Origin of the sequence: Ectothiorhodospira sp. 9100, from assembly GCF_022227565.1 — a bacterium.
Lineage (GTDB): Bacteria > Pseudomonadota > Gammaproteobacteria > Ectothiorhodospirales > Ectothiorhodospiraceae > Ectothiorhodospira > Ectothiorhodospira marina.
This window is the reverse complement of record NZ_JAJNAN010000021.1, coordinates 42,997-54,882: the sequence shown is the minus strand read 5'-3', so window position 1 is coordinate 54,882 and position 11,886 is coordinate 42,997. Positions and strand designations below refer to the sequence as shown.

Annotated in this window: 9 protein-coding genes and 1 pseudogene; 6 read left to right on the top strand and 4 right to left on the bottom strand. The window is 60.8% G+C overall.

The annotated features are described in order from the left end of the window. Nucleotides 1-355 precede the first annotated feature (355 nt). Nucleotides 356-1,728, top strand: a pseudogene (locus LPW29_RS08500) (Glu/Leu/Phe/Val family dehydrogenase). On the opposite strand, the gene LPW29_RS08495 reads toward LPW29_RS08500, so the two are convergent. Continuing rightward, nucleotides 1,694-3,103 (bottom strand): leucyl aminopeptidase family protein, encoded by a 1,410-nt coding sequence (locus LPW29_RS08495; RefSeq protein WP_238627647.1) that lies wholly within the window; start codon nt 3,101-3,103, stop codon nt 1,694-1,696. The pseudogene LPW29_RS08500 and the gene LPW29_RS08495 sit on opposite strands and share 35 nt — an antisense overlap. 110 nt (nt 3,104-3,213) lie before the next feature. Here LPW29_RS08495 and LPW29_RS08490 point away from each other — a divergent pair, with 110 nt between their 5' ends. Beyond that, the gene (locus LPW29_RS08490) at nt 3,214-4,152 is read left to right on the top strand and encodes an ABC transporter ATP-binding protein (RefSeq protein WP_090254710.1); all 939 of its coding nucleotides are present in this window, start codon (nt 3,214-3,216) and stop codon (nt 4,150-4,152) included. Further along, nucleotides 4,149-4,922 carry an ABC transporter permease gene (locus tag LPW29_RS08485; protein ID WP_238627646.1) on the top strand — a complete coding sequence of 258 codons (774 nt, stop codon included), beginning with the start codon at nt 4,149-4,151 and terminating at the stop codon, nt 4,920-4,922. Before LPW29_RS08490 ends, LPW29_RS08485 begins: the two co-directional genes overlap by 4 nt. Here LPW29_RS08485 and LPW29_RS08480 read toward each other — a convergent pair. Further along, complete coding sequence (locus tag LPW29_RS08480) at nt 4,912-6,789, bottom strand: sensor domain-containing diguanylate cyclase (protein ID WP_238627645.1); 1,878 nt, start codon at nt 6,787-6,789, stop codon at nt 4,912-4,914. The genes LPW29_RS08485 and LPW29_RS08480 overlap by 11 nt on opposite strands. A 190-nt stretch (nt 6,790-6,979) precedes the next feature. On the opposite strand from LPW29_RS08480, the gene ettA reads away from it, so the two are divergent. After that, nucleotides 6,980-8,647, top strand: coding sequence for an energy-dependent translational throttle protein EttA (gene ettA / locus LPW29_RS08475; RefSeq protein ID WP_238627644.1), 1,668 nt, complete (start codon nt 6,980-6,982; stop codon nt 8,645-8,647). A 65-nt stretch (nt 8,648-8,712) separates the two neighbouring features. Here ettA and LPW29_RS08470 read toward each other — a convergent pair whose 3' ends face one another. After that, complete coding sequence (locus LPW29_RS08470) at nt 8,713-9,162, bottom strand: bacteriohemerythrin (protein WP_238627643.1); 450 nt, start codon at nt 9,160-9,162, stop codon at nt 8,713-8,715. A gap of 166 nt (nt 9,163-9,328) precedes the next feature. On the opposite strand from LPW29_RS08470, the gene LPW29_RS08465 reads away from it, so the two are divergent. Beyond that, entirely contained in the window at nt 9,329-9,724 is a 396-nt protein-coding gene (locus LPW29_RS08465) for a DUF2721 domain-containing protein (protein ID WP_238627642.1), read from the top strand. 9 nt (nt 9,725-9,733) lie between these two features. Further along, nucleotides 9,734-10,591, top strand: coding sequence for an ATP-binding protein (locus tag LPW29_RS08460; protein WP_238627641.1), 858 nt, complete (start codon nt 9,734-9,736; stop codon nt 10,589-10,591). Nucleotides 10,592-10,730: 139 nt separating this feature from the next. Here LPW29_RS08460 and thrC read toward each other — a convergent pair whose 3' ends face one another. Continuing rightward, the gene (gene thrC / locus LPW29_RS08455) at nt 10,731-11,873 is read right to left on the bottom strand and encodes a threonine synthase (RefSeq protein WP_238627640.1); all 1,143 of its coding nucleotides are present in this window, start codon (nt 11,871-11,873) and stop codon (nt 10,731-10,733) included. Between the last annotated feature and the right edge of the window lie 13 nt (nt 11,874-11,886).

Below are 11,886 nucleotides of genomic sequence, written 5' to 3'. Positions count from 1 at the left end.
CCATAGGAGCTGAATATGGGTGGATGGGGCTGTCCTCATGAAAGCAAGGGCCTCTGCGGTCATCTGGATGATCGGCCTTGTGAGCCGGGCATGAAGGGCTGTGTGCTCGCTGGGCGCTTTGTCTTCAGTAACCCGGAAAAGAACACGGCCCGCGCACTGCGGGAAAAGGCCGACGAGGAGCGCCGCCGGAAACTTTCACGTTCCTGAACACCCTGTCGTCGTCGCCCTTTCACGACGCTTGGCGCACCCACCGGTAGAACTCGGGTCAACGCGCCGCAACCGTCAACCAGGAGGTTTCATGAGCGACCATCCGATCGCTACCCGCTCCGGAAGTTTTCAGCAGAACGTGGCCCTGATGCTGGATCGGGCCCTCAAGGAAGTCAAACTGGAGCCCGGCGCTGATCGCGCCCTGAAGACCTGCAACGCCACCCTGCAGGTCTCATTCCCCATCAAGCTACGCGGCGAGGTACGCACCTTCACCGGCTGGCGAGCCGTGCACAGCACGCACCACCTGCCCGCCAAGGGCGGTTTGCGCTTTTCTCCGGCCGTGGATCAGGACGATACAGAGGCCCTGGCTGCACTGATGACCTACAAATGCGCCATCATGGACGTGCCCTTCGGCGGCTCCAAGGGGGGCCTGTGCATTGATCCCAGCCAGTATGATCGGGACGAAATGGAACTGATCACACGGCGCTTCGCCCGGGAGCTGGCACGTCGGGGATTCCTCAGTCCGGCCACCAACGTGCCGGCCCCCGATGTGGGGACTGGACAACGGGAAATGGCCTGGATTCTGGACACCTACAAAAACCTTTATCCGGAAGATATCAACTATATGGGCTGTGTGACCGGCAAGCCCGTGGACCTGGGCGGGATGCCAGGAAGACTGGAGGCCACGGGGCGAGGCATCCAGTACACCCTTCGGGAGTTCTTCCGCCACCCCTCCGAGGTGCAGGAGGCAGGTCTGCAGGGCTCCCTGGAGGGCAAGCGCATCATCGTTCAGGGTCTGGGCAATGTGGGATATCACGCCGCCAGGTTTCTGCAGGAAGAAGACGGTGCCCGCATTATCGGGATCATTGAGCGCGAAGGGGCGCTGGTCAATGAGCGTGGCCTCTCGGTGGAATCGGTGCGCTGCTACATGAACGAGCATGGCACGGTATTGGGTTACCCCAACGCCCGGTTTGTGGATAAAGGGGCGAGCGTGCTGGCGGAGGATTGTGACGTGCTGATCCCCGCCGCCCTGGAAGGGTGATTCACAAGGACAATGCTGAAGGTATCCGCGCTCCCTTGATCATCGAGGCCGCCAATGGCCCCATCACCTATGAGGCCGATGAGATCCTGCGTCGCAAGGGGGCGGTGATCCTGCCGGACATCTACGCCAATGCCGGCGGCGTGGTGGTGTCCTATTTCGAGTGGATCCGTAACCTCTCCCATATGCGTTTCGGTCGCCTGCAACGTCGTCTGGATGAGACACGAGGCGAACACATCGTCTCCGCGCTGGAGACGATGAGTGGTGAAAAGACGCCCACCTGGATGCGTGAGAACCTGATCCGTGGCGCGGAAGAAGTGGACCTGGTGCGCTCCGGCCTGGACGATGCGATGCGGGTGGCGTTCCAGGAAATCGCCCGTTTTCGGCGCGAAGGCGGGCCACACCTGGATCACCGCACCGCCGCCTATGCCCTCGCGGTTTCCCGGATCAATCGCGGTAGTCTGGATCTTGGGGCGTACTGAAGCGCTCCTCCAGCCAGGCGAATACTGCACGCACTCCCAGAGCCTCGCCACCCTTGGGGCGTCCCGGGCGCGCCCGGGTGTTCCAGGCCATCACGTCGAAATGAATCCAGGGTTGGGTCTGAGGCACGAAGGCCTTGAGAAACAGCCCGGCGGTGATTGCCCCCGCGTACGGGGTGCTCCCGCTGTTGGCCAGATCCGCCACGGAACTCTCCAGCAATTCCTGGTAGGGCTCGTGCAGGGGCAGCCGCCAGCAAGGATCTTCCTGTTTCTCGGCATGACGATACAGGCCATGGACCAGCTCACTGGCATCGGTCAGGAAGGCCGCGATCTCCGTGCCCACCGCCACCCGAGCCGCCCCCGTAAGCGTGGCAAAGTCGATGATCAGGGCGGGGGTCTCCTCGCAGGCCTGGGTGAGCAGATCACATAACACCAGGCGACCCTCGGCATCGGTGTTATCCACTTCCACGGTGAGCCCCTTACGGGTGGTGATCACGTCCCCCGGCCGAAAGGCGTTGCCGTCAATGGCGTTATCCACGGCGCCAATCAGCACCCGCAGACGCACCGGCAGGCCCGCGGCCATGATCAAGTGCGCCAGGCCCAGCACATGGGCGGCGCCCCCCATGTCCTTTTTCATGAGACGCATGCCGTTGCTCGGCTTGATATCGAGCCCCCCGGTATCGAAACACACGCCCTTTCCCACCAGAGTCACTTGAGGATGTGCATCATCCCCCCACTGCAGATCGATCACCCTCGGGGCATGATGACTGGCCCGACCCACCCGGTGAATGCTGGGATAATGCGCTTCCAGCAGGTCATCCCCCACCACCTGCCGCACCGTGGCACCGAAAGTCTTGCCCAATTGTTCCGCGGATTCGGCCAGGTGTTCGGGCATCATGTCCTCAGCCGGTGTGTTGATGAGATCTCGCACCAGACCGATGGCAGCGACGGTGTGCTCAACCCGTTTCACCTGATCATTGTCCAGGCCCGCAAGACTCAGGCGCGCACGCGGTGCATCTGAACGGCGATAGCGCTCGAACCGGTAGCTGCCCAGTCCCCACCCGATGGCCGCCTGAACCCGGCGCTCCGGCGTCCAGTCACAGTCCAGGGTGTACACCCCTTCTCTCAGTTTTCCCGGCAGGTCTGCCACTGCCCAGGTAGTGGCCTCCAGGTCGATGCCCACCAGAATCCGCCTTACGCAGCCGTCGGTTTCCGGTAATGCCAGATGGTGGCCCGCCCTGGCCTGAAAGCGAGAGGCCTTCACCCAGTTGCGCATCCGCTCCGGTTGCCGTTCCAGCCAGGCGTCAAAAAGGTTGGCATCCAAAGGGATCAGGGTGGTCGCCTGTGCGGCGTTGTGGAGTTCGAAACAGTCGTTCATGGGTCCGGGTCCAATGAGTGTATCCCGATAATTTATCATCCCGACCCGGGGAAACGGATCTGTTAAAATCCCTGGCTTGCCCATCTCCCGGAGCGGATCACGGATTGCCAATGTCTCACGCCCTGTCCATCCAGCACCTGACCAAGACCTACAAGAACGGATTCGAGGCCCTCAAAGGCATTGATCTGCAGGTGGCACCCGGCGATTTCTACGCCCTGCTCGGCCCCAACGGGGCCGGAAAATCCACCACCATCAGCATTGTGGCCTCCCTGGTGAACAAGTCCGGGGGCAGCGTCTCCATCTTCGGTCACGACCTGGACAAGGACCTCTACGCCGCCAAACGTTGTTTGGGGCTGGTGCCCCAGGAGTTCAACTTCAACGTGTTCGAGCCCGTGGAGGAGATCGTCGTCAATCAGGCCGGGTATTATGGCATTCCCCGCAAGGAGGCCTGGAAACGAGCCGAGAAATATCTGGTGGAGCTGGGCCTGTGGGACAAGCGCAAGGGGATGGCCCGGCTGCTTTCAGGGGGCATGAAACGCCGCCTGATGATTGCTCGTGCCCTGGTGCACGAACCCCGGTTGCTGATCCTGGATGAGCCCACGGCGGGAGTTGATATCGAGATCCGGCGTTCCATGTGGACCTTCCTGCGGGAGATCAACCGTGAGGGCTGCACGATCATCCTCACCACCCACTATCTGGAGGAGGCTGAGAGCCTGTGCCGCAATATCGGCATCATTGACCATGGGCGCATCATCGAGAACACCACCATGAAGGGCCTGCTCCACCAGCTCAACACGGAAACCTTCATCCTGGATCTGAGCCAACCGCTGATGCAGTTGCCCACCCTGCCCCAGCATCGACTGCGCTGGGTGGATGAGCTCACCCTGGAGGCGGATGTGGATCGTGACGTCAGCCTGAATCAACTCTTCGTGGACCTCAATCAGGAGGGTGTTCAAGTGCGCAGCATGCGCAACAAGACCAACCGTCTGGAACAGCTCTTCATGAGCATGGTGGACAAGAGCCGTAACCCGGGAGTGGATACGCAATGAGCGGCTATACCAACTGGGTGGCTTTCAGGACCATCCTCACCAAGGAAATCCTGCGTTTTTCTCGCATCTGGATCCAGACCATCCTGCCTCCGGTGATCACCATGGGGCTGTATTTCATCATCTTCGGCGGGCTGATCGGTTCACGCATCGGGGATATGGAAGGGATTCGCTACATGGACTTCATCGTGCCCGGCCTGATCATGATGGCGGTGATCACCAATGCCTACTCCAATGTGGTGTCCTCTTTCTATAGCGCCAAGTTTCAGCGGCACCTGGAGGAAATGCTGGTCTCACCGGTGCCGAATTATCTGATTATTCTGGGGTTCGTGGGCGGTGGTGTCTGCCGTGGTCTGGCAGTGGGTATCGCTGTGACACTGGTGTCCATGGTCTTCAGCCCGCTGGCCATCCACAACCTGGCGGTCACGCTGTCGGTGGTGGTGCTCACAGCCACACTGTTCGCCCTGGCGGGGCTGATCAATGGCGTCTTCGCCCGCAGTTTCGATGACATCTCCATCATTCCCACGTTCATCCTGACACCCTTGACCTATCTGGGAGGTGTGTTCTATTCGATCACCCTGCTACCGGAGTTCTGGCAGGGCGCCTCCATGCTGAATCCGATCCTGTACATGGTGAATGCCTTTCGCTACGGCTTCCTGGGTGTGGCCGATATCGGTCTGGCGACCTCCTACGGCATCATTATCGGCTTCGTGCTGATCCTGTATGGGGTGGCCCTGTTCCTGCTGAACAAGGGCATTGGTATCAGGAACTGATGCCAATGGGGCTGGCGCCAGAAGCCTGCCAGTAGCGGTTCTTGCCCAGTGACTTGGCCTCGTAAAGGGCCTGGTCCGCCGCCCCCAGCAAGGATTCATAGGTCTCGCCATGGTCGGGGTACACACTGATGCCGATGCTGGTGGTGACCGTGCAGGCACGACCCTTGGCCTGTATTGGTCTGGCAAGCACTTCCAGGATTTTTTCGCCGATGCCCCTGGCCAGTTCCGGGTCCGGCAGGTTTTCCAGCAGGATCACGAATTCATCACCGCCGACCCGGGCCACCGTGTCCGAATCCCGTACCGACTCATTGAGCCGTTGCGCCACTTCGCACAGTACCGTATCCCCGGCATCGTGACCCAGAGCGTCATTGATGGGCTTGAAGTTGTCCAGGTCGATGTACATCACGGCAATCCGACTCTGCTCCCGTCGTGCCTGAGCGATGGCGTGAACCATGCGATCCCTGAGCAGGGTACGATTGGCCAAGCCGGTCAGCGCATCGTGCAGGGCCATGTAGCGCATGTTGTCCTGGGCCTTCTTGCGCTGGGTGATGTTCACGGATAGCCAGATCACTGCCGGGCGACCCATGACGTGTTTCCCCAAGGGGGTGAGGCGTCCCTCGAACCATTGGGTGCCAGCGGGGCCGCTTTCCGGTTCAACGCCGTCCACTTCCTCCACCGAGAGGGGGTATTCAATGGATTGGAGCTTGCCGGTGCGCAGGGTCTCGTGAATTCGGGCCAGGAACAGGTCCGCTTTATCCTGGGGCATGACCTCGTGCAGGGTCCGCCCCACCAGGGCCTGATGACTGGTGTGGTATACGTCGGGGTCATGGCCGCCAAACACTTCCAGGTAACAGCCTTCGGCATCCAGGATGAAGCAGATGTCCGGCATGGCTGCGATAGTGGCCCTGAGGCGCTCGCTGAGGCTTTGATGCGATGCTTGAGAAACTCGAACGCGTTCGGATTGCTGAGCCATGCGCCAGGCCAGGGCACCGGCTGTCAGCACCAAGGCGATCCCGGTGAGATGCCAGGCCAGGGGCCGCGTGGTGACGGCTGCCCATCCTCCCTTGGGTCGACCGGCCAACTCCCAACGCCCGCCCTTGATGATGACCTCCTGGCGCAGGCTGTCTGCGGTAAAAAGTTCCGGGTCACCAAAAAACACGGCACCGGCCGGGCCTCGGCCATCGCGCCCGCGAATGGCGATATCCAGCCGTTCCTCCAGATCGAGCAGGCCCGTGATCTGGTAAATGGCCTCCATGTCGATGGGAATACTGGTCAGCCCCCAGTAGGCCTCGGGATCATACCTGCTACGATCCGAATTCAAGTACACGGGCGTGCGGATGATCAGCCCTTCCCCTCCCTGAACCAGCGTCCAGGGGCCGGCCAGTACCGTATCAGCGGCCTGCATCATCCGATACACCGACTCACCCTGTTCCGGGTGGGTCTCCAGGTTCAATCCCAGGACGGCCCTATTGCCTATTCTCGGGTAAATGAATCGAATGACGTTATCCGGTGCCAGGGTGATGTTGTAAATCATATCGCCCCGTTGACGATAGAGTTCCCTCGCCACCCGTCGGAACTCACTCTCGCCCATGTCGGGATGAATACCCGCGTAGGTGGCCATGACCATGGTGAGATGGATCGTGGCATTGAGCTCGCCTTCCAGACGGGCCCGGACGGTGGAGAGTTCACCAATAACCTGCCCCCGGGCCCGATCTTCCAGGCGCTGCTCCAGCATGTTGTCCACACCGGTAAAGACCGCCACGGCCACTACCATGGCCAGCGCACCTGCCAGCAGGGGGCGTGACCCCAGCCGACCACGCGGTGTGGATTGACGTCGCGCGAGGGCTAGGGTGGGAGGAGTAGGCATCCGGGTTTCGCGATTGGAATGCGTCTAGCCTGCCAAAAGGCAGGTCGCCTTTCAAGATAAAAAAACCCGTGCATTTGGGCACTTGCCGGTGTGACCGGTAGAAACTGGCGGTTAACTTCAGGATAATGCTGGCAAGTCACCGGGCCAGCGCCCGTTTTCATCGCACAACACTTCCCCAAACAGGTTTTATATGGCCCAATATATCTACACCATGAATGGTGTGGGCAAGGTCGTCCCGCCCAAGAAGGAAATCCTCAAGGACATCTCGCTGAATTTCTTCCCGGGCGCCAAGATTGGCGTACTGGGCTACAATGGCGCGGGTAAATCCACCCTACTGCGCATCATGGCAGGACTGGACAACGAGTACATCGGTGAAGCCCGCCCACAGCCGGGCATCCATATCGGCTACCTCTCCCAGGAACCCCACCTGGATCCAGACAAGGATGTGCGCGGCAATGTGGAGGATGGTGTTGGCGAAGTGAAGGCCCTCGTGGATCGCTTCAACGCCATTGCTGAAGAATTTGCCAATCCGGATGCGGATTTCGATACCTTGCTGGCTGAGCAGGCGGAACTTCAGGATCGCATCGATTCCGCCGGTGCCTGGGATCTGGATCGCAAACTGGAAGTGGCCGCCGATGCCCTGCGTCTGCCGCCCTGGGATGCCGACGTCACCAAGCTGTCTGGTGGAGAGCGCCGTCGCGTGGCCCTGTGCCGCTTGCTGCTCTCAGCCCCCGACATGCTGATCCTGGACGAGCCCACCAACCACCTGGATGCCGAATCGGTGGCGTGGCTGGAGCGTTTTCTCTCAGAATTCAGCGGCACCGTGGTGGCGGTGACACACGACCGTTACTTTCTGGATAACGTGGCGGGCTGGATTCTGGAACTGGACCGCGGGCACGGCATCCCCTGGCAGGGTAACTACTCCTCCTGGCTGGAACAAAAGGAGAAGCGCCTGGAAATCGAGGAGAAGCAGGAAAGCGCCCGCCGCAAGAACATGGAATCCGAACTGGAGTGGGTACGCAGCAACCCCAAGGGGCGTTCCGCCAAAAGCAAGGCCCGCCTCAAGCGCTTTGAGGAACTCTCTTCACAGGACTACCAGAAACGCAGTGAGACCAAGGAGATCTATATCCCGCCGGGCCCGCGTCTGGGCGACCTGGTCGTGGAGTTGAACGGTGTAACCAAGTCCTATGGTGATCGGGTGCTTTATGAAGACCTTTCCTTTTCCCTGCCCCGCGGAGGCATCGTCGGCGTCATCGGCCCCAACGGTGTGGGCAAGTCCACCCTGTTCCGCATGATCGTCGGCCAGGAGACGCCGGACTCGGGTGAGATCCGCGTTGGCGAGACCGTGCAGGTGGCCTATGTGGACCAGACACGGGATGCCCTGCAGGATCAGCGCACGGTCTGGGAGGAAGTCTCGGATGGCCAGGACATCATCCATGTGGGCAGTTTCCAGATGCCCTCACGGGCCTATGTGGGCCGCTTCAACTTCAAGGGCAGCGATCAGCAGAAGCTCATGAAGGAACTCTCCGGCGGAGAGCGCAACCGCGTGCATCTGGCCAAGCTGCTGCGCAGCGGTGGCAACCTCCTGCTGCTGGATGAGCCAACCAACGATCTGGATGTGGAAACCCTGCGGGCCCTGGAAGAGGCCATTCTGGACTTCCCCGGCAGCGCCGTGGTGATCTCGCACGATCGTTGGTTCCTGGACCGTATCGCCACCCACATCCTGGCCTTTGAAGAGGATGGCAACGTGGTCTTCTTCGAGGGGAATTACCAGGATTACGAGGAAGATCGCCACAAGCGCCTGGGCAGTGACGCGGATCAGCCCCACCGAGTAAAATATCGTCGTCTGGAGGCTTGAGTCCATCGACACCCAGGACCGCTGCCTTGTCGTCAGGGGTGCTGGGTGGATTGCGGCATATCAGTTCAGGCCTTGGACTGTCCCGTGGCGGCCGCCTGCTTTTCCACATAGCGGGCGGTTGCCTGGTCCATGGTGGCACAGTGACGTTGGTACCAGGGGAGGAATTCATTGAGGAACTTGTCCTTCAAATCCTCCAGTCCAATGACGCCGGAATCCAGATCATCCACGTAGGTGACCAATTCCTCCAGCCGCTGATCGTGCTCGTTCTTGTGGATGTGGAACGGCGGGAAATGCACGGCCTTCATGATCACCTCCTCACGCCGAAAATGCGCGCGGCTGTGCTCGATGAAGTCACGCAGGTCACGGCGCAGACTTTCTGGCGCGGCGTGATCACTCCGGGATGCTTCCAGGGTTTCAACCACGCGGGCCAGAAGGCCCATAGCTTCCTCGTGATCATCGTCCATGAATTCCACACCCACCTGAGGCAAGTCGCCGATTCTGGCATGTTCGCTCATGATGCATTACCTCGCGAAGGGGTATTCATCCGTAACATAGCACAGGATGCATGACCAAACGATTTATGGATATAGTTGATTTCATCTATTGAATACCACTGGAGCAATAATCGTTGTGATCGACCAGACTTCACCCATTGAAATATCTCAAGTCATTCAACTGTCCGTGGCACCCGTTTTCCTTTTGGTGGGCATTGCCGGCTTTGTGAATGCCTTTGTTGCCCGCCTTGGCCGGGTGGTGGATCGCCGCCGGCATCTGGCCCATCTGATGCACGCCCCCGATGCGAGGCGTCGTGAATTAACAGCCCGGGAATTGCGAATTCTGGATGATCGGGCGCGATTGGTCCATTGGGGCATGACGCTGTGCATTACCACGGCGATGCTGGTGTGTCTGACCATTGTCACCGTGTTTCTGGACTTCCTTTTTGAGATGGAACATCCCCGATTGGTGGGCGCCATGTTTGTGCTGGCCATGGTCAGCCTGATCACTGCCCTGGGGCTGTTTTTAAGAGAGGTGTTTCTGGCAGTGGAAAGCCTCACTTTGAGCAATCGCGAAGGCTAGAGGTGCCGAATGCCTGATCGTGCAGACCTGGATGGCGTGCTCCGCCGGGCAGAATCCCTCCTGGAGCGCTTGGAGGGCATGCTGCCGGCACCTGCCCCACCCATTCGGTGGGAGGCGCCGGCCTTTCGTTGGCGCCGGGGCCAGTTACAGCCCATCAACCAGATCACCCCCCTGGCGCTCGATGACCTTTTGCATATCGAGCGCCCTCGCGCGTTGCTGGAGCGTAACACCCGACAGTTCATTGCTGGGCGGCCCGCCAACAATGCCTTGCTCTGGGGTGCCCGGGGCACGGGCAAGTCCTCCTTGATGCGCGCGCTCCTCACCCGGTATGCCAATGAGGGGCTGCGCCTGGTGCAGGTGGATGCCCACGAATTGGTGGACCTGCCCCGCATTGTGGCGCCACTGCGTGACCGGCCGGAGCGCTTCGTGCTGTTTGCCGATGACCTGTCCTTCGAGGCCAACGAACCGGCCTACAAGGCACTGAAGGCGGCACTGGATGGGGATCTGGAGGCCACGCCAGAGAATGTGATCATCTACGCCACCTCCAACCGTCGCCACCTGATGCCCGAGCGCAATGTGGATAACCTGGAAGTGAAGCGTGTGGATGACGAGATCCATCCCGGCGAGGCGGTGGAGGAGAAGGTATCGTTATCCGAGCGGTTCGGGCTTTGGGTGGCCTTTCATCCCTTTTCCCAGGCTCAGTACCTGGAGGTGGTCACCCACTGGCTGGGGCATCTGGGCGGAGGGACATTGACGGAGGCCGCGCAGCGCGAGGCCTTGCAGTATGCCTTGCTGAGGGGATCGCGCAGCGGCCGGGTAGCATGGCAGTTTGCACGGGACTGGACGGGGCGGCTGGGGGAGGTTTGAACGGGCAGTGGGTGGGAGGGTGCCCGCCGCCCCCTCATCCCCAGCCCTTCTCCCCGGAGGGAAGAAGGGAGCCTTAGAGCCCCTCTCCCGCTGGCGGGAGAGGGGTTGGGGTGAGGGTGGGAGCCGCTGCCCCATCACCTCAGTCTATATTCTCCAGAATGGCCCGCTTTACCGACTCCAGGTCCGCCTCCACCGTCTGCGGGGCACGGATGCTCTGCTGGATGGCAATGTCCGGATCCTTCAGGCCGTGACCCGTCAGGGTGCAGACAATGCTGGAGCCTTCCGGGATCTTGCCGGCCTTCACATCCCGCAGGGCGCCGGCCAGCGAGGTGGCGGAAGCCGGCTCGCAGAACACGCCCTCCCGCTCGGCCAGCATTTTTTGAGCCGCCAGGATCTCTTCATCGGCGCATTCATCAAACCAACCACCGGACTCCTCCTTCACCTTCCAGGCATAGTCCCAGGACTGGGGATGACCAATGCGGATGGCGGTGGCCACAGTGTCCGGATCATCGACCATGGCGCCGCGCATGAAGGGGGCACTGCCGCTGGCCTGGTAACCCACCATGCGTGGGCGATTCCCCACAATAGCCCCGCCAGCGTACATGCAACGCCCCTTGCAGAAGCCGCAGGCCTCTGTGACATGATCACCCGAGCCGGACGAATACTCACAATAACCGATCCAGTGGGCGGTGATATTGCCGGCGTTTCCTACCGGAAGGCAGTGGTAATCCGGGGCACGGCCCAGTTCTTCCACAATCTCGAAGGCTGCCGTCTTCTGCCCCTGCAGGCGGTAGGGATTGACCGAGTTGACCACTGTCACCGGTGAGGTTTCGGCGACCTGCTTCACCAGGCGCATCCCATCATCGAAATTGCCCTTGATCTGGATCACCGTGGAGCCATGCATCATGGCCTGGGCCAGCTTGCCCTGGGCAATCTTGCCATCGGGGATCAGCACGAAGGCGGTGATGCCGGCGCGGGCGGCATAAGCGGCCGCTGAGGCAGAGGTGTTGCCGGTAGAGGCACAGATGATGGCGCGGGAACCCTCCTCCACGGCACGGGTGACGGCCATGGTCATGCCCCGGTCCTTGAAGGAACCCGTGGGGTTGAGTCCTTCGAACTTCACGTAGATGTCCACTTCCTTGCCCAGCACCCGAGGGATGTTGTTCAACCGGATCAAGGGCGTATTGCCCTCGCCCAGAGAGATGATGCGGGCATCGTCGTGCACCGGCAGGCGGTCACGATAGCGTTCAATGATGCCGGTGTAACGGGGTCGGAAAGGCATGGTCGGATCTCGG